Here is a 17,765-nt window from a genome sequence, read left to right on the forward strand (position 1 = left end):
CCTCATTTGGCGTCTTTACTAACGGTATTGAGCAAGAATTTACCGATCAGGTCCTCGAGCACCAGCGCCGACTGCGTGTCATGGATGGTCTGGCCATCCTTGAGCAGACTCTCTTCACCGCCAACGCTGATACCGATGTACTTCTCGCCCAGCAAACCGGCGGTGAGGATGGATGCCGTGGAGTCAGACGGCAGATTATCTACACGTTTCTCCAGCTCCAACGTCACTCGACCGGTGAAGCTGTCGCGGTCCAGATCGATTGCCGTGACCTTGCCGATGGTCACACCGGCCATGGTCACTTTGGATCTGACCGTCAAACCGGCGATATTGTCGAAATAGGCATAAAGTTTATAGCTGTCGGTGCTCGAAACAGGGGACAGTCCACTGACCCGCAGGGCAAGCAGCAGTAAAGCCAGGATGCCAGCCAGCAAGAAAAGGCCGACACCGATTTCCAGGGTGCGGTTTTGCATCAGAAATCTCCAAACATCAAGGCGGTCAAAATAAAGTCCAGGCCGAGGATAGCCAATGAGGCATACACCACGGTCTTGGTGGTGGCACGACTGATCCCTTCCGAGGTGGGGTCACAGTCATAGCCTTGGAATACGGCGATCCAGGTCACGACAAAGGCAAAGACCATGCTTTTGATAATGCCGTTGAGCACGTCACCATTGAACGTCACGCTGTTTTGCATGTTCGACCAGTAGGAGCCTTCATACACACCCAGCCAGTCTACCGCCACCCAGGAGCCGCCCCAGATTCCGACCACGCTGAAAATCATCGCCAGCAGTGGCAGGGAGATGAAGCCCGCCCACAGGCGGGGGGCAATGATGTACTTGAGCGGATCGACACCGATCATTTCCAGGCTGGACAGTTGCTCGGTGGACTTCATGTTGCCGATTTCCGCGGTCAACGCGGAGCCCGCGCGCCCAGCGAACAGCAATGCCGTGACCACCGGCCCCAACTCGCGCAGCAGGGTCAGCGCCACCATCTGCCCGACCGCCTGCTCCGAGCCGTAGCTGGACAGAATGTTGAAGCCCTGCAGCGCCAGCACCATGCCGATGAAAATCCCGGAGACCACGATGATCACCAGGGACATGACGCCGACCGAATGCAACTGCTTGACCAACAGGCTGAAACCGCTGCCCACGCTGCCGCGCCCGAGCAATGCGTGAAACAGGAACAGCGATGAACGACCCAGGACCGCGACGCTGTCGATGCCGGCCTGGCCGAATCGACGAACTCTTTCTATTAGTGAAATCTTGCGCATCAGCGCTTCCCCAGAAGATCTGCGCGGTAATCCGTCGCTGGAAAGTGGAACGGTACCGGCCCGTCCGGATCACCTTTCATAAATTGGCGAATTCTCGGATTATCGGAATCCATCAGCTCGGCGGGAGTGCCCTGCCCCAGCACTTGCCCATCACCGACGACATACAGATAGTCGGCAATGCTCGCGGTTTCGGCCAGGTCATGGGAAACCACGATGCTGGTAATACCCAGGGCGTCGTTGAGCAGACGGATCAGGCGTACCAGTACGCCCATGGCGATAGGGTCCTGGCCGACAAACGGTTCGTCGTACATGAGAATGCGCGGATCCAGGGCAATGGCGCGGGCGAGCGCCACACGACGCTTCATGCCACCGGACAGCTCATCGGGCATCAACTCGATTGCGCCACGCAAGCCCACTGCCTCCAGCTTCATCAATACGATGTCGCGGATCATTTCTTCCGGCAGTTGGGTATGAATACGCAACGGGAATGCGACGTTCTCGAACACATCAAGGTCGGTGAACAGCGCACCGCTCTGGAACAGCACGCCCATGTGCTTGCGCGCATCGAACAGATCGCTGCGCGACAGCTGGGGCAAATTCTGCCCGTTGACCCACACTTCGCCACCGGAAGGACGCAACTGCGCGCCCATCAGGCGCAACAGCGTGGTTTTCCCGCAGCCGGAAGGTCCCATGATGCCGGTAACCTTGCCGCGTGGAATGCGAATATCGACATTGTTGAAAATGCTACGCGCGCCGCGCTTGAAGGACACTCCCTTCAGCTCGACCGCGTAGGCGTTATCGGCACTCATCTAAACTCCTTGCGATGCAAGCCTCTCACTCGGACGCTGCGATCTCTGGCGAGAGCACATACTGCCTGGGCAGGCCGAACTGGCGACGAACTATATCACTGCCCGCCCTTGGCGCCCAAGGACGAAGACCGCTGCATTCAGCTTCAATTAAGGTTGATAGCCGCTAATCGGAGAGTTCCCGTGACACAGACCGCAGAAAGCATGACGAACTAACGTGAGCGAATGGCCCATTACCGCTATAATCGCCACCTTTTCACTCAGCTAAACGAATTCAGACATGAGCCAGTCCAGCGACCTGATTCAATCGGCACAACGTACCATCCGCCTCGAGCTCGAAGCCGTAAAAGGCTTGCTGCCCCATATCGACGCTGATTTCGTACGCGCGTGCGAGTTGATTCTGGCCGGCAAGGGTCGCGTGGTAGTGGTCGGCATGGGTAAATCCGGGCATATCGGCAGTAAAATTGCCGCGACCCTGGCCAGCACCGGCACCACGGCATTCTTCGTACACCCGGCCGAAGCCAGTCACGGCGACATGGGCATGATCACGCGCGACGACATCATTCTCGCGCTGTCGAACTCCGGCTCCACCAACGAAATCATCACGCTGCTGCCACTGATCAAGCGCCTGGGCATACAGCTGATCAGCCTGACCGGCAATCCTGACTCGCCATTGGCCAAGGCCGCCGAGGTCAACCTCAATGTCCACGTCGAACATGAGGCCTGCCCGCTGAACCTGGCGCCAACCTCATCGACGACTGCCGCCCTGGTCATGGGCGACGCGCTGGCGGTTGCCCTGCTGGAAGCCCGCGGCTTTACGGCGGAAGACTTCGCTTTTTCGCACCCCGGTGGCGCACTGGGTCGCCGCCTGCTGCTCAAGGTGGAAAGTGTCATGCACGCCGGGGACGAGTTGCCCTGCGTCGTGCGCGGCACCCCGCTCAAAGACGCATTGATGGAAATGACCCGCAAGGGCCTGGGCATGACCGCGGTACTGGAAGATGACGGAAAACTGGCCGGGATATTCACCGACGGCGACCTGCGCCGCACCCTGGATCGCAACATCGACATCCACAACACCACCATCGACGCCGTCATGACCCCTCACGGCAAGACTGCCCGCGCCGACATGCTGGCCGCCCAAGCCCTGAAAATCATGGAAGACAACAGAATCAACGCACTGGTCGTGGTGGACAAGGAGGATCGCCCCGTCGGCGCCTTCAACCTGTCCGACCTGCTGCGCGCGGGAGTCATGTAATGAACAACGACCTGCTGCAACGCGGCAAAAACATCAAACTGGCCGTGTTCGACGTCGATGGTGTCCTGACCGATGGCCGCCTGTACTTCCTCGAAGACGGCAGCGAATTCAAGTCGTTCAATACCCTCGACGGCCAGGGCATCAAAATGTTGATGGCCACGGGTGTAACAACGGCCATAATCAGTGGTCGTAAGACCCCGGTCGTCGAGAAGCGCGCAAAAAACCTCGGGATTCCCCACCTGTTTCAAGGCCGCGAGGACAAACTGGTCGTACTCGACAGCCTTCTCGCGCAGCTGGGCCTAAGCTATGAGCAAGTTGCCTATCTGGGTGACGACCTGCCGGACCTGCCGGTGATTCGCCGTGTTGGCCTGGGCATGGCCGTCGCCAACGCTGCAAGTTTCGTTCGTGAGCACGCCCACGGCACTACCCTTGCCCGCGGAGGCGAAGGTGCAGCACGCGAATTTTGCGAATTGATTCTACGCGCCCAAGGCAACCTTGAAGCCGCCAACGCCGCGTACCTGTGAGCCACTTATGCTGAGCAAAAAGTTTCGCAACATATTGTTTTTTGGAGCCATTGCCGCGCTGCTCGCGGCTGTCGGCTATTGGAACATCAGTCCAGAACGTTTTCTCGACAAGCCCGTGACGGTGGTCAACGAGAGCGAGATCGACTTCTATGCAACCAACGCCCATAGCGTGCAGTACCTGCCCGACGGCAAGTTGCAGTACGAAATGACCTCCGACAAGGTTGAGCACGTCAAGGCCAGCGATGTGACCCTGGTAACCAAGCCGGACCTGCAGCTGTATCGCGGCACCGAGTTCCCCTGGCACGTCCAGAGTGAGCGTGGCGAGGTCAACCCTGGCGGCACCGAAGTCGAACTGATCGACTCGGTACGCATTGCGCGCACCGACGAAAAGGACCGCGCGATGATCATTACCAGCAGCCGCATGACCGTATTCCCGCAGCAGCAATATGCGCAGACCCAGCAAGCCGTTAGAATCGACGGTGCTGGCGGTGTATCGACGGGGACCGGCATGAAAGCGTATTTGAAAGAAAGCAGGATACACCTGCTATCGAACGTAAGAGGACAGTATGAGGCTCGTTAAAACCCTCCCTATTTTGCTCAGTCTGGGCGCAGCACTGGGAAGCGTGAGCGCCTGGGCTCTGCCGAACGATAGAGATCAACCTATCCGCATTCAGGCCGACGACGCACAGCTGGACGACAAGAACGGCATCGCCACCTACAAAGGTGACGTGATCATCACCCAGGGCACGATGAAGGTCACCGGCAACACCGTGACTATCACTCGCACACCGGCTGGCGATATCGACGTCGTAACCTCGGTGGGCAACCTGGCCTACTTCGAGCAGATGCAAACGGCTGGCGACACCAAGCCTGTCCAAGGCTATGGGGTGACTATCCAGTACCACGCTTCGCAAGACCGCGTAGTACTGATCGATCGCGCCAAAGTCGTCGATAAGGATGGCAACATCACCCAAGGCGAGAAAATCGTCTACGACACCAACAAAAAGCTCGCCAGCGCCGGTCGCGCGACGGGTAGCAAGGTCACCGAACAACGCCCGCGCATCGACATGGTGATTCAGCCTAAAAAGAAAACCGACGAGCAAAAGGCCCCTTAAATGGCAACTCTGAAAGCCCAGCATCTGGCCAAGAGCTACAAGAGCCGCCAGGTCGTGCGTGACGTCAGCCTGTCCATCGACAGCGGCCAGATTGTCGGCTTGCTAGGCCCGAACGGCGCTGGCAAGACCACCTGTTTCTACATGATCGTGGGCCTGGTCCAGGCCGACCAGGGACGCGTGCTGATCGATGATCTGGACGTCAGCCACCAACCCATGCACGGTCGTGCACGGGCGGGTATCGGCTATCTTCCGCAAGAAGCGTCGATCTTCCGCAAACTGTCGGTCGCCGACAACATCATGGCCATTCTCGAAACCCGCAAGGAACTCGACAAGGCCGGTCGCCGCAAAGAGCTGGAAAGCCTGCTTCAGGAATTCCACATCAACCATATCCGTGAAAACCTGGGCATGAGCCTTTCCGGCGGTGAACGTCGCCGCGTGGAAATCGCGCGCGCGCTGGCCACGGCACCGAAATTCATCCTGCTCGACGAACCCTTCGCCGGCGTGGACCCGATCTCGGTAGGTGACATCAAGCAGATCATCCACCACCTCAAGGCCAAGGGCATTGGTGTACTGATCACGGACCACAACGTCCGCGAAACCCTGGACATCTGCGAAACCGCCTACATCGTCAACGACGGCCAACTGATCGCCGAAGGCGACGCCGAAACCATCCTGGCCAACGAATTGGTCAAGGAAGTTTATCTGGGCCATGAGTTCCGCCTCTAAGCGCTGAGGCGCCTGAGAGTTGCCGGGGCGTAATGTCAATGCGGCCGTGAATGTTTTTATTGTCTCGACACTCTAGGCAAACACTTCAGTTTCAGGCATATAATTTGCTTATGTTTGGCGCTTCGGCGCCCTGTAGTGGATGGCGCATGTGCGCCGGCGAATAAGGTGTTAAGCCCCTGCCATGAAACCATCGCTAGTCTTGAGAATGGGCCAGCAGCTGACGATGACACCGCAGCTGCAACAGGCCATCCGCCTGCTCCAATTGTCGACCCTGGACCTGCAACAGGAAATCCAGGAAGCATTGGAATCCAATCCAATGCTCGAACGTCAGGAAGACGGCGACGACTTCGATAACGCCGACCCAATGGCGGACAACATCGAGCAGAAACCCAACACCGAGATCCAGGAACCCTCCTACCAGGAAACCGCCCCCACGGTGGACAACCTTGAAGAGGGTGAATGGAACGAACGCATTCCCAACGAACTCCCCGTCGACACCGCCTGGGAAGACGTTTACCAGACCAGCGCCAGCAGCCTGCCCAGCAACGATGACGACGAGTGGGACTTCACCACCCGTACATCGGCTGGCGAGAGCCTGCAGAGCCACCTGCTCTGGCAGTTGAACCTGGCACCGATGTCCGACACCGATCGTCTGATCGCCGTCACGCTGATCGACTGCATCAACAATCAGGGCTACCTGGACGAAAGCCTCGAAGAGATTCTCGAGGCCTTCGACCCGGAGCTGGACATCGAACTGGACGAAATCGAAGCCGTCCTGCACCGCATCCAGCAATTCGAGCCTGCCGGCATCGGCGCCCGCAACCTGGGCGAATGCCTGCTGCTGCAATTGCGCCAGTTGCCGGCCAAGACCCCTTGGCTGGCCGAAGCCAAACGCCTGGTTACCGACTACATCGACTTGCTCGGCAGCCGCGACTACAGCCAGCTGATGCGCCGCATGAAGCTCAAGGAAGACGAACTGCGCCAGGTCATCGAACTGGTACAGAGCCTCAATCCGCGCCCGGGCTCGCAAATCGAGTCCAGCGAAGCCGAGTACGTGGTGCCCGACGTCATCGTACGCAAGGACAACGAACGCTGGCTGGTGGAGCTCAACCAGGAATCGGTGCCGCGCCTGCGCGTCAACCCACAGTACGCCGGCTTCGTCCGCCGTGCCGACACCAGCGCCGACAACACCTTCATGCGCAACCAGTTGCAGGAGGCCCGCTGGTTCATCAAGAGCCTGCAAAGCCGCAACGAAACCCTGATGAAAGTTGCCACCCAGATCGTCGAGCACCAGCGCGGTTTTCTCGAGTATGGCGACGAGGCGATGAAGCCGCTGGTCCTGCACGACATCGCGGAAGCCGTCGGCATGCACGAGTCGACCATTTCACGGGTGACCACGCAAAAATTCATGCATACCCCACGCGGTATTTATGAACTGAAATACTTTTTCTCCAGTCACGTCAGCACCTCCGAAGGCGGTGAATGCTCGTCCACAGCGATTCGCGCGATCATCAAAAAACTGGTTGCCGCGGAAAATCAGAAAAAGCCGTTGAGTGACAGCAAGATCGCTGGTTTACTGGAGGCACAAGGCATTCAGGTAGCCCGCCGCACCGTCGCCAAGTACCGCGAGTCCCTCGGGATCGCGCCTTCGAGCGAACGCAAGCGATTGATGTAACGGGCCACGCCACCGCGTTCCAGGGTGTATTCGATTTTTCGGAAACATCCTAGTGGCAGGCAACTCAGCCTGCCGCCTTATGCACTGGCAACGAAGGAGAAGCTGTATGCAAGTCAACATCAGTGGACACCAACTGGAAGTGACCGAACCTCTGCGCACCTACATCGGCGAAAAACTCGACCGATTGGAGCGGCATTTCGACAAGATCACCAACGTGCAGGTCACGATGAATGTCGAGAAGCTGTTGCAGAAAATCGAAGCCACGCTGCATATTCCCGGCGGAGAAGTGGTTGCCAATGCCGAGCACACGGACATGTATGCCGCCATCGACCTGCTGACCGACAAGCTGGATCGCCAACTCAAAAAGCATAAGGAAAAGACCCAGAGCCTCCTTCAGGGCGCGACCGGTCGTTAACACCCCAAACCCATGATCCGACTTGAAAGCATCCTGACCCCCGGCCGTTCCCTGGTGAACGTGCCGGGCGGCAGTAAAAAACGCGCCCTTGAACAGATTGCCAACCTGATCGCCCGGGAAGTCCCGGAGCTGGAGATGCAGGATGTCTTCGAGAGCCTGATTGCCCGTGAAAAACTCGGCTCGACCGGTTTTGGCAACGGCATCGCTATTCCCCACTGCCGTCTCAAAGGTTGCGAGTCGCCCATCAGCGCCTTGATGCACCTGGACGCGCCTATTGATTTCGACGCTATCGACGGCGCACCGGTCGACCTGCTGTTTGTCCTGCTGGTCCCCCAGGCAGCTACCGATGCGCACCTGGAACTGCTACGCCAGATCGCCAGCATGCTCGACCGCAAGGAAGTCCGCGACCGTTTGCGCAGCGCCACCAGCAGCGAAGCCTTGTATCAGGTTGTCCTGGACGAGCAGAACGGTCACTAACCATGCGCCTGATCATCGTCAGCGGCCGCTCCGGCTCCGGTAAAAGCACAGCCCTCGATGTACTGGAGGACAACGGCTATTACTGCATTGACAACCTGCCAGCCGGCCTGCTGCCGGAACTGGCCGAACGTGCCCTGATCCACAACGAATTGACCCAGCCACTGGTGGCGGTGTCCATCGACGCGCGTAACTTGCCCAGCCACTTGACGCGCTTCCCCGAGCTGTTGGAAGAAGTCCGCGCCCGGCACATAAAATGCGACGTACTGTATCTGGACGCCGACGAAGAGACCCTGCTCAAGCGCTTCTCGGAAACCCGCCGTCGCCATCCGCTGAGCAGCGCCAATCGCTCGCTGGCCGAAGCCATTCAGGATGAGACCACCCTGCTGGGGCCGATAGCCGATCTGGCGGACCTCAAGGTCAATACGACCAACCTGAACCTCTACCAGCTTCGTGACACCATCAAGCTGCGCCTGCTGAACCAGCCCGAGCCAGGCACCGCCTTCCTGGTGGAGTCTTTCGGGTTCAAGCGTGGCATGCCGGTCGATGCCGACCTGGTATTCGATGTGCGCTGCCTGCCCAACCCTTACTGGAAACCAGAACTGCGCGAACAATCCGGGCTGGATCAGCCGGTCGCCGAATACCTGGCTGCCCAGCCGGATGTTGAGGAAATGTTCCAGGACATTTCCAGCTACCTGCTCAAATGGCTACCCCGCTTTGCGGCAAGTAATCGCGCCTACGTCACTATTGGCATTGGCTGTACCGGTGGGCATCACCGCTCCGTCTACCTGACCGAGCGCCTGGGTCAACTCCTGCAAAAAACCTTGAAGAACGTCCAGGTTCGCCACCGCGACCTTAGCTAAAGGATTCACACCGCGATGCCTGCTCTGGAAATTGAAATCATCAACAAACTGGGTCTGCATGCCCGCGCTTCCGCTAAATTCGTGGGTGTTGCAGGTCAGTATCCCTGCCAGATCAGGGCCGGTCGCAGCCCCGAAAGCATGGTCGACGGTAAAAGCATCATGGCGATGATGATGCTGGCGGCTGGCAAAGGCACCAGAATCCATCTGAAAACCGAAGGTGAGCAAGAGCAGGAAGCACTGGACGCGCTGGTGGCATTGATCAACAACTTCTTCGACGAAGGCGAGTAAGCGCACGCCTTTTTGACGAACAAGCTTGCTCCCTCGCCACACCTCAACCCAACGCCGTATCCATCACCATCATCAGGCAGAACCCTACCAGCAACCCAAGGCTGGCCAGTTTGTCGTGACCATTACGACGCGATTCAGGGATGACTTCGTGAGTCACCACCAACAGCATTGCGCCGGCCGCCAGCGCCAGGCCCAGCGGCAAGATGACCTCGGCCAAGCTCACCAACCAGGCACACAGCAACGCAAAAACCGGCTCGACCAGGCCTGATACGGCGCCGATCAGAAATGACCTGGCCCGTGACATCCCGGCCCCGGCCAACACCAAGGCAATCACCAGCCCTTCCGGCACGTCCTGCAGCGCGATGCCCATGGTGAGGCTGTCGGCATCCGGCATACCGCCACCGGCCGAGACACCCACCGCCATGCCTTCAGGGATGTTATGAGCAATGATTGCAAACACGAACAGCCAGATACGCGGAGGGACGACCGGGTGCTCCAGGGTACCGACCAGCATCTGCGGTGTTGCACCGGACACCTTGCGATCCACCACAAACAGTCCGAACGCCCCCAGCATGATGCCGAGACAAATCAAGCCGCTGGACGCCCAGGGTGTCAGCCCCAGGCTTTCAGCCGCCGCGATACCGGGCACGATCAGCGAAAACGCCGTGGCGGCCAGCATGACCCCGGCGCCAAAACCCAGCAAAGTATCACTGAGCGCCACCGGCATCCGGCGGATGACCAGTACCGGCACCGCACCCAAGGCCGTACCCAGCGCACAGATAGCCCCGCCTTGCAGCGCCCGCATCAACTTTGGCTCAAGACTCAGCCACGCCAGGCCGTGGGCAACCAGCAAGGTAGAGCCCGCCAACAACAAGAGCGCCCCCACTGCATAACGAAACATTCGCCCACTGCTGATCGCCAGTATTTCAGTGCCCATAGTCGGCCTTATTTCTTTTTATTGTGAGGACTCAAACCAGCGCTGCCTGGTAGCGCCGGGCAACCTCCGGCCAATGGATCACGTTATAGAACGCATTGATGTATTCAGGGCGACGGTTCTGATAACACAAGTAATAGGCGTGCTCCCAGACGTCCAGGCCGAGGATCGGCGTATTACCGCTCATCAACGGACTGTCCTGGTTACCACTGCTTTCCACCACCAGGGTCTTGTGCGGGGTGACACTCAACCACGCCCAACCGCTACCGAACCGCGTCAACGCTGCCTTGGTGAACGCGTCCTTGAAGCTGTCGAAACCACCCAGTTGCTTGTCGATGGCCTTGGCCAGTTCGCCTTCTGGCTTGCCGCCGCCATTGGGTACCATGACCGCCCAGAACAGAGAATGGTTAGCGTGCCCGCCGCCTTGATTGATCACGGCAGCCCGAAGGTTTTCCGGCAACTGTGCAACGCCGGCCACCAGGCGCTCCACCGGCCACTCGGCAAATTCAGTGCCTTCAACGGCTGCATTGAGGTTGTTGATGTAGGTCTGATGGTGCTTGGAGTAATGGATTTCCATGGTTTGCGCATCGATATGCGGTTCCAGTGCATCGTAGGCGTATGGCAGGGCCGGCAAGGTAAAAGCCATTTCAATGAACTCCATGATGAGCGCGTGCCCTGGTTGGCTGCGCTGCGGTATCGATATGCAGCAAACGGTGGGTGCGCGGGTATTCGCCGTGCTCGCTAATGAAATTGAGCAACTCGACGTAGGTCTTGCTGCTTTGGCGTAGCGCAGCTTCGCGCAGGGCGGGCACCAGGCGCGAGTCCTGCATGGTCTGTAACAGCCGTTGATGGATGGCGCACAAGTATTCGGCGCTCTCCTCCGGCTGGTTCAGACGTAAATGCAGGTCGGCGAGGTTGTGATGGGAAATCACGCAGGCAGCGACCGCTTCGTCGGCATCCGGCCACCGCTCGTACAACACCTGGGCCAGCGCCAGTGCCTGCAGATAGTGCTCGCGGGCATCCACCAACTCGCCCAGCATGAAGCAGCGGTTGGCCCTTTCGATCGTGCGTTTCCAATGCTCCATGGTGAATCTCCAAAGCGATAGCGGTGATTACACGCCGCCTGCGGTGAGCTTCTCGGGATTGAGCAACTCTTCCAGTTGGCGGAGCGTGAGATCGGTGTGCTCTAGCGCCACATCGATCACCGGGCGACCTTGCTGGTAGGCGGTCTTGGCAATTTCCGCGGCCTTCTGATAGCCAATGATCGGATTGAGCGCCGTGACCAGGATCGGATTGCGTGACAGCGCTTCCTTGAGCTTTGCCTCGTTGACCTTGAAACTGGCAATGGCCTTGTCAGCGAGCAGGCGACTGGAATTGGCCAGCAGTTCAATGCTGCTCAACAGGTTCTGGGCAATGATCGGCAGCATGACGTTCAGCTCGAAGTTTCCCGACTGGCCCGCCACCGTGATGACCGTGTCATTGCCGATCACTTGGGCGGCGACCATCGCCGTCGCCTCCGGAATCACCGGATTGACCTTGCCCGGCATGATCGACGATCCCGGCTGCAAGCCTTCAAGTTCGATTTCACCCAGGCCTGCCAAGGGGCCAGAGTTCATCCAGCGCAGGTCATTGGCGATTTTCATCAGTGACACGGCCGTGGTCTTGAGTTGGCCCGAAACCGCAACCGCCGTGTCCTGGGAGCCGATCAGCGCGAACAGATCCTTGCCCGGCGTGAACTGCACCTGGGTCAGCGCGCTCAACTGCTGACTGAACAGCGCTGCAAACTGCGGGTGAGCGTTGATCCCGGTACCGACTGCCGTGCCACCCTGAGCCAGGGATTGCAGGGCGGGCATCAGACTCTGCAAATGGCCGATGTTGGCCTTGAGTTGTTGTGCCCAACCGTTGAGCACCTGACTCATGCGCACCGGCATGGCGTCCATCAAATGCGTACGGCCAGTCTTGATGAAGGGGTGAACCTGTTCAGCCTTGCGCTCGATCACCTGGACCAGATGCACCAGTGCAGGCAGTAATTGCTCGTGAAGCGAAAGCGCCGCGCTGACGTGAATGGTGGTCGGGATGATGTCGTTGCTGCTCTGGCCGCAATTGACATGATCGTTCGGATTGACCGGTTCGCCGAGCAGTCGGCTGGCCAGGGTGGCAATCACCTCGTTGGCATTCATGTTGGAGCTGGTGCCGGAGCCGGTCTGGAAGATATCCACCGGGAAGTGTGGCATGTAGTCGCCTTCGAGCAGGCCTTGGGCGGCATCGACAATAGCCTTGCCCTGAGCTTCGCTCAGCTGCTTGAGCTCGACGTTGGCTTTGGCGGCGGCGGCCTTGGCGAGGATCAGGGCACGAATGAACTGGGCCGGCATCCGCTGCCCACTGACGGGAAAGTTATTCACGGCGCGCTGGGTCTGGGCACCATACAAGGCGTCTGCCGGGACTTGCAGTTCGCCCATGCTGTCACGTTCGATACGAGTGTTACTCATCAGGAAATCCTTGCACCAGTTCAGTCAGAGAAATCGAGGGCTGCAACTCGCAGGTCGCCAGTTGCCAGGTGTAGCGCTGCCAGCGTTTGAGCCGGCAGTTGCACAACGAGAGGCGCTCCAGATCACGCAATGGGCGCCAGGCCTGGTCCAGGCACAGGTTGCGCCAGTGCCAGGGCAGCGCCGTGTCGGCCGCCGTGTCGAGCAGCAAGCGAAATGAGGTTTCAGCAATGGTCCAGGGCGATGTCGCTGTGCAACAGCCCAGATAGCGGCCTTCGGCCAGGTAGTGTTCGATCAGGCGTGGTTCGTCAGCATCCAGTGCGCAACGGATCTGGCGGCTCATCCAGCGCCAGCTTTCGAGGTAGGGCTGCTCGTGCAAGGCGGAACTCATGATCCGGGCTCATTCGATAATGAGATTCATTATTATATGATAATAAAACCCAACACAAGAGCGCCCATGCAAGCTCCCACAGCGGACCCGCCTAGCGCCCATAAAAAAGGCGCATTACCCAATGGGTAACGCGCCCTTGTGTGTAACGGTAAGGAGTTAACTGCCCGCCACTGTCATCCGCTCGATCAACACCGAACCGGTGCGAATGTTGCTGCGCAGTTCCAGGTCATTACCCACCGCCAGGATTTGCTTGAACATGTCGCGCATGTTGCCGGCGATGGTCACTTCCTGGACGGCGAACTGGATCTCACCATTTTCCACCCAGAAGCCCGCTGCACCGCGCGAGTAATCGCCAGTCACCATGTTCAGGCCCTGACCCATCAGTTCGGTCACCAGCAAGCCGCGTCCCATGCGTCGCAGCAGGGCCGCCTGGTCTTCGTCGCCATGGGTGACGAACAGGTTGTGCACGCCACCGGAGTTGGCCGTGCTCGGCATGCCGAGTTTGCGCCCGGAATAGGTGCCCAGCACATAGGACACCAACTCACCGTTCTCGACGAACGGCTTGGCATAGGTCGCCAGGCCATCACCGTCGAACGCCGAGCTGCCCATGGCACGCATCAGGTGTGGCCGCTCATCAATGGTCAGCCACTCCGGGAACAGCTTCTGCCCCAAGGCACCTTCGAGGAACGACGACTTGCGGTACAGATTGCCGCCGGAAATCGCCCCCAGGAAACTGCCGAACAAACCACCCGCCAGCTCTGCGGAAAACAGCACCGGCACTTCGCAGGTCGGTACCGGGCGCGCGCCGAGACGGCTGGCCGCCCGTTGCGCCGCGCGCTGGCCGATGCTCACCGGATCGGCCAGCAAATGGCCCAGGCGATTGACGTCGTACCAGTAATCACGCTGCATCTGGCCGTCAGCTTCGGCGATCATCACGCAACTCAAACTGTGGCGCGTCGAGGCATAACCACCGATAAAGCCGTGGCTGTTGCCGTAGACACGGCAGCCCTGATGGGTGCTCAGGGTGGTGCCATCGGCGTTCTTGATCCGGCTGTCGGTGGCGAATGCTGCGGCTTCGCAGGCCAGCGCCTTCTCGATCGCCTGCTCAGGCGTAATATCCCATTCGTGGAACAGATCGAAGTCCGGCAAGTCCCTGGCCATCAGGGCGGCATCGGCCAGGCCCGAGTGTTCGTCTTCGGAAGTGTGCTTGGCGATGGCCAGCGCCGCGGCGACGGTTTCGCGAATCGCCTCGGGGCCACTGGCCGAGGTGCTGGCCGAGCCTTTGCGCTGACCGGCATACAAGGTGATGCCAAAGCCCTGGTCACGGTTGAACTCGACCGTTTCGACTTCGCGCTGACGCACTGAAGTCGACAGGCCCTGCTCCAGAGACACAGCTACTTCGCAGGCACTGGCGCCCTGGCGCCTGGCTTCGGCGATGATCTGCTCGACTTGCTCTTGCAGTGCCGGTAACGCTTGTGGGCCGACGCTTTCAACTGCACTCATGCTGTTCTCCACTCAAATTCTGCTTTCGGTTAAGGCCATCGAGCGACCGGGCCGGACAAGCGGCCCCCGACTGGTTATCATGGCGGCGTTTCTTTGCGGACTGCCACCATGGTTGATTCTTACGACGACTCCCTCGACGGGGGAGAAAAAAGCAAAACCCAGGTCAAACGCGAGCTGCATGCTCTGGTTGACCTCGGCGAGCGCCTTACAACACTCAAGCCTGACTTGCTGGCAAAACTGCCCCTGACCGACGCTCTGCGCCGGGCCCTGGCTGATGCGCCCAAGCACACCGCGAACATCGCGCGTAAACGGCACCTGCAGTTCATCGGCAAACTGATGCGCGATCAGGACACTGACGCCATTCTGGTCTTGCTCGATCAACTCGATGCCTCCACTCGCCAGTACAACGAACGCTTCCATAACCTGGAGCGCTGGCGCGATCGCCTGATCGCTGGCGACGATGCCGTTCTGGAAAAGTTCGTCGTCGACTACCCGGACGCGGACCGCCAGCAATTGCGCTCCCTGATCCGTCAGGCCCAGCATGAGGTTGCGCAAAGCAAGCCTCCTGCCTCCAGCCGAAAAATCTTCAAGTACATCCGTGAGCTGGACGAGACGCAACGCGGTCTGCGTTAAACCTCGTCCCGGGTGGGTTGCCTGGCAATCCACCCGAAGCTCCATCCCTTACGCGCCCGTGCCACCCACGGTGATCGCGTCGATTTTCAAGGTTGGCTGACCGACACCCACCGGCACCGACTGACCATCCTTGCCGCACGTCCCCACACCGCTGTCCAGCGACAGGTCGTTACCGACCATCGACACTCGACTCATGGCTTCCGGCCCGTTACCGATCAGGGTGGCGCCTTTGACCGGCGCGGTAATCTTGCCGTCCTCGATCAGGTACGCTTCGCTGGTGGAGAACACGAACTTGCCACTGGTGATGTCGACCTGACCGCCGCCCAGGTTGGCGCAGTAGATCCCCTTCTTCACCGACGCGATGATTTCCGCCGGATCGCTTTCGCCACCCAGCATGTAGGTGTTGGTCATGCGCGGCATCGGCAGGTGTGCGTAAGACTCGCGACGACCGTTGCCGGTACGCGCCACGCCCATCAGGCGGGCGTTGAGCTTGTCCTGCATGTAGCCCTTGAGCACGCCGTTTTCGATCAGCGTGGTGCACTCGGTCGGGGTGCCCTCGTCATCGATGCTCAGCGAGCCTCGGCGACCGGCTAGCGTGCCGTCATCGACAATGGTGCAGAGTTTCGAGGCGACCATCTCGCCCATGCGCCCGCTATAGGCGGAACTGCCCTTGCGGTTGAAATCGCCTTCCAGGCCGTGACCCACCGCCTCGTGCAGCAAGACCCCGGACCAACCAGAACCCAACACCACCGGCAAGGTGCCCGCCGGCGCCGGAATCGCTTCCAGGTTCACCAACGCCTGGCGCAACGCCTCGCAGGCATAGCCCATGGCACGATCTTCCGCGAGGAAGTAGCGGTAGTCGGTACGCCCGCCACCGCCATGACCACCGCGTTCTCGGCGACCGTTCTGCTCGACAATCACGCTGACATTGAAGCGCACCAAGGGGCGCACATCCGCCGCCAGGCCGCCGTCGGTGGAGGCCACCAGAATGCGCTCCCAGACCCCGGCCATGCTCACGGTCACTTGCTGGATACGCGGATCCAGAGCGCGAGTCGCCACGTCGATACGCTTGAGCAGCTCGACTTTTTCAGCACGTGTCATCACTTCCAGCGGATTATCGGGCGCGTACAGCTGGGCGACATCCTGGGTGGTAAATGCCTGCACCGTACCGTTTTGCCCGGCACGGGAGATCGAACGGGCCGCACGCGCCGCCAGCCCCAAGGCTTCAAGGGTGATGGCATTGCTGTAGGCAAAACCGGTTTTTTCACCCGATTGCGCCCGCACGCCCACACCTTGGTCCAGGTTGAAGCTGCCTTCCTTGACGATTCCGTCTTCCAGCGCCCACGACTCGGAAATCTGCCCCTGGAAATACAGGTCGGCGGCATCGATCCCCGGCCCGGCCAGATCTCCCAGCACGCTTTGCAGGTTCTCGATCGTCACGCCGCCCGGCGCTAGCAGATGTTCACTGACTGAGGACAACAACTCGCTCATGGTTTTACGCCTTAATTCAACGTTCTGAGGCAGGTCGCTGGGCGCCCTGCGAGAAAAAGCGCCGGTGACTGGACACCGGCATCCGCGCCCTGATGGACGCCTGTTCATTGCTGTCGCGGTCGGCCAGCAGCACGGCCTCGCCTTGGTCCTGCTGCGCCAGCACGCGGCCCCAGGGGTCGACAATGGCCGCATGGCCAAAGGTCTCGCGTGGCCCCGGGTGTATGCCGCCCTGAGCCGCCGCCAGCACATAACACTGGGTCTCGATGGCCCGCGCACGGATCAGTACATCCCAATGGGCGGCACCGGTCACGGCCGTAAACGCCGAGGGCGCGGTAATCAGTTCGGCCCCCGCTTGCCGCAACTCGCTGTAGAGTTCGGGGAAGCGCAAGTCATAACACACGGTAAGACCAACCCGGCCCACCGGTGTGTCGGCCACCACGACCTGATTGCCATGAGCATAGTCATCGGACTCACGGTAGCGTCCGCGATTGTCCGCGACATCGACATCAAACAAATGCAGCTTGTCATAACGCGCTACGGTCTCGCCGTGTTCATCGACCAGCAATGAGCAGGCATTGGATTTGGCCCGGGGTTGATCGACCGGCGGTAGCGGCAGAGTGCCGGCCACTATCCATAACTTGAGGTCGCGAGCCGTCTGTTTCAACCAGGGAAGAATCGGGCCTGTGCCCTCGGCCTCGGCGCGGCCGATATCCGCGACGTCACCACGGCCCATGGCCGCAAAGTTTTCCGGCAACACCGCCAGCCGTGCGCCGCCCGCGGCCGCCTGTGCAAGCAAGCGCCGAGCCTGGGCCAGATTGGCCAGCACGTCGCTCTGGCTGACCATTTGAATCACCGCAAGAGACATGACGCACTCCGTTTCGGGTATGCGCTCATGCTACTCCATCGACCTTGAGAACGG

Annotated in this window: 22 protein-coding genes; 11 read left to right on the forward strand and 11 right to left on the reverse strand. The window is 59.8% G+C overall.

From position 1 onward, the window contains the following. Positions 1–2: 2 nt before the first annotated feature. Genes mlaD through CKW07_RS11370 form a run of 3 tightly spaced genes read right to left on the reverse strand, consistent with a single transcriptional unit; the run spans position 3 to position 2,076 of the window. The gene (gene mlaD, locus CKW07_RS11360; protein WP_095144987.1) at positions 3–470 is read right to left on the reverse strand and encodes an outer membrane lipid asymmetry maintenance protein MlaD; all 468 of its coding nucleotides are present in this window, start codon (positions 468–470) and stop codon (positions 3–5) included. After that, on the reverse strand, positions 470–1,267 hold the full coding sequence (gene mlaE / locus CKW07_RS11365) for a lipid asymmetry maintenance ABC transporter permease subunit MlaE (RefSeq protein ID WP_095144988.1): 798 nt from the start codon (positions 1,265–1,267) through the stop codon (positions 470–472). Before mlaE ends, mlaD begins: the two co-directional genes overlap by 1 nt. Further along, the gene (locus CKW07_RS11370) at positions 1,267–2,076 is read right to left on the reverse strand and encodes an ATP-binding cassette domain-containing protein (RefSeq protein WP_095144989.1); all 810 of its coding nucleotides are present in this window, start codon (positions 2,074–2,076) and stop codon (positions 1,267–1,269) included. Before CKW07_RS11370 ends, mlaE begins: the two co-directional genes overlap by 1 nt. A 277-nt stretch (positions 2,077–2,353) precedes the next feature. Between CKW07_RS11370 and CKW07_RS11375 the strand changes: the two genes are divergently transcribed. From CKW07_RS11375 to CKW07_RS11420, 10 genes are all read left to right on the forward strand, one after another. Beyond that, the gene (locus CKW07_RS11375) at positions 2,354–3,328 is read left to right on the forward strand and encodes a KpsF/GutQ family sugar-phosphate isomerase (protein WP_095144990.1); all 975 of its coding nucleotides are present in this window, start codon (positions 2,354–2,356) and stop codon (positions 3,326–3,328) included. Further along, entirely contained in the window at positions 3,328–3,852 is a 525-nt protein-coding gene (locus tag CKW07_RS11380) for an HAD family hydrolase (protein ID WP_095144991.1), read from the forward strand. Before CKW07_RS11375 ends, CKW07_RS11380 begins: the two co-directional genes overlap by 1 nt. A gap of 7 nt (positions 3,853–3,859) precedes the next feature. Continuing rightward, positions 3,860–4,432 (forward strand): LPS export ABC transporter periplasmic protein LptC, encoded by a 573-nt coding sequence (gene lptC / locus CKW07_RS11385; RefSeq protein WP_095144992.1) that lies wholly within the window; start codon positions 3,860–3,862, stop codon positions 4,430–4,432. Further along, the gene (gene lptA / locus CKW07_RS11390) at positions 4,419–4,967 is read left to right on the forward strand and encodes a lipopolysaccharide transport periplasmic protein LptA (RefSeq protein ID WP_095144993.1); all 549 of its coding nucleotides are present in this window, start codon (positions 4,419–4,421) and stop codon (positions 4,965–4,967) included. The genes lptC and lptA overlap by 14 nt, the downstream gene beginning before the upstream one ends. Further along, a complete protein-coding gene (lptB, locus tag CKW07_RS11395; protein ID WP_095144994.1) occupies positions 4,968–5,693 on the forward strand; it encodes an LPS export ABC transporter ATP-binding protein in 726 nt (241 codons plus the stop codon). It abuts the gene before it with no gap. Positions 5,694–5,874: 181 nt separating this feature from the next. Next, complete coding sequence (locus CKW07_RS11400; protein WP_095144995.1) at positions 5,875–7,368, forward strand: RNA polymerase factor sigma-54; 1,494 nt, start codon at positions 5,875–5,877, stop codon at positions 7,366–7,368. A gap of 106 nt (positions 7,369–7,474) precedes the next feature. Continuing rightward, positions 7,475–7,783 (forward strand): ribosome hibernation-promoting factor, HPF/YfiA family, encoded by a 309-nt coding sequence (hpf, locus tag CKW07_RS11405; RefSeq protein WP_003178005.1) that lies wholly within the window; start codon positions 7,475–7,477, stop codon positions 7,781–7,783. Positions 7,784–7,795: 12 nt separating this feature from the next. Then, on the forward strand, positions 7,796–8,260 hold the full coding sequence (gene ptsN / locus CKW07_RS11410) for a PTS IIA-like nitrogen regulatory protein PtsN (protein ID WP_095077879.1): 465 nt from the start codon (positions 7,796–7,798) through the stop codon (positions 8,258–8,260). Between the two features lie 2 nt (positions 8,261–8,262). Then, positions 8,263–9,120, forward strand: coding sequence for an RNase adapter RapZ (gene rapZ / locus CKW07_RS11415; protein ID WP_095144996.1), 858 nt, complete (start codon positions 8,263–8,265; stop codon positions 9,118–9,120). A gap of 15 nt (positions 9,121–9,135) precedes the next feature. Next, on the forward strand, positions 9,136–9,408 hold the full coding sequence (locus CKW07_RS11420; RefSeq protein ID WP_095144997.1) for an HPr family phosphocarrier protein: 273 nt from the start codon (positions 9,136–9,138) through the stop codon (positions 9,406–9,408). A gap of 43 nt (positions 9,409–9,451) precedes the next feature. Here the strand turns inward: CKW07_RS11420 and CKW07_RS11425 are convergent, their stop codons facing one another. The 6 genes from CKW07_RS11425 to pmbA form a co-directional block, all read right to left on the reverse strand. Beyond that, entirely contained in the window at positions 9,452–10,345 is an 894-nt protein-coding gene (locus CKW07_RS11425) for a ZIP family metal transporter (RefSeq protein WP_095144998.1), read from the reverse strand. Positions 10,346–10,376: 31 nt separating this feature from the next. Beyond that, the gene (locus tag CKW07_RS11430; protein WP_095144999.1) at positions 10,377–10,988 is read right to left on the reverse strand and encodes a superoxide dismutase; all 612 of its coding nucleotides are present in this window, start codon (positions 10,986–10,988) and stop codon (positions 10,377–10,379) included. Position 10,989: 1 nt separating this feature from the next. Further along, entirely contained in the window at positions 10,990–11,427 is a 438-nt protein-coding gene (locus CKW07_RS11435) for a hypothetical protein (RefSeq protein ID WP_095145000.1), read from the reverse strand. A gap of 27 nt (positions 11,428–11,454) precedes the next feature. Beyond that, positions 11,455–12,831 (reverse strand): aspartate ammonia-lyase, encoded by a 1,377-nt coding sequence (locus tag CKW07_RS11440; protein WP_095145001.1) that lies wholly within the window; start codon positions 12,829–12,831, stop codon positions 11,455–11,457. After that, positions 12,824–13,219, reverse strand: coding sequence for a FagA protein (locus CKW07_RS11445; protein WP_095145002.1), 396 nt, complete (start codon positions 13,217–13,219; stop codon positions 12,824–12,826). Before CKW07_RS11445 ends, CKW07_RS11440 begins: the two co-directional genes overlap by 8 nt. A 156-nt stretch (positions 13,220–13,375) precedes the next feature. Then, the gene (pmbA, locus tag CKW07_RS11450) at positions 13,376–14,722 is read right to left on the reverse strand and encodes a metalloprotease PmbA (RefSeq protein WP_095145003.1); all 1,347 of its coding nucleotides are present in this window, start codon (positions 14,720–14,722) and stop codon (positions 13,376–13,378) included. 108 nt (positions 14,723–14,830) lie between these two features. Between pmbA and yjgA the strand changes: the two genes are divergently transcribed. Continuing rightward, positions 14,831–15,355, forward strand: a complete 525-nt coding sequence (gene yjgA / locus CKW07_RS11455; protein ID WP_095145004.1) for a ribosome biogenesis factor YjgA — start codon at positions 14,831–14,833, stop codon at positions 15,353–15,355. A gap of 48 nt (positions 15,356–15,403) precedes the next feature. Here the strand turns inward: yjgA and tldD are convergent, their stop codons facing one another. Both tldD and CKW07_RS11465 read right to left on the reverse strand, forming a co-directional pair. Continuing rightward, on the reverse strand, positions 15,404–16,846 hold the full coding sequence (tldD, locus tag CKW07_RS11460) for a metalloprotease TldD (protein ID WP_095145005.1): 1,443 nt from the start codon (positions 16,844–16,846) through the stop codon (positions 15,404–15,406). A 16-nt stretch (positions 16,847–16,862) separates the two neighbouring features. Next, entirely contained in the window at positions 16,863–17,711 is an 849-nt protein-coding gene (locus CKW07_RS11465) for a carbon-nitrogen hydrolase family protein (RefSeq protein WP_095145006.1), read from the reverse strand. Positions 17,712–17,765: the final 54 nt, after the last annotated feature.

Source organism: Pseudomonas sp. Irchel s3b6, assembly GCF_900187415.1.
In the GTDB taxonomy this organism is placed as follows: Bacteria; Pseudomonadota; Gammaproteobacteria; order Pseudomonadales; family Pseudomonadaceae; genus Aquipseudomonas.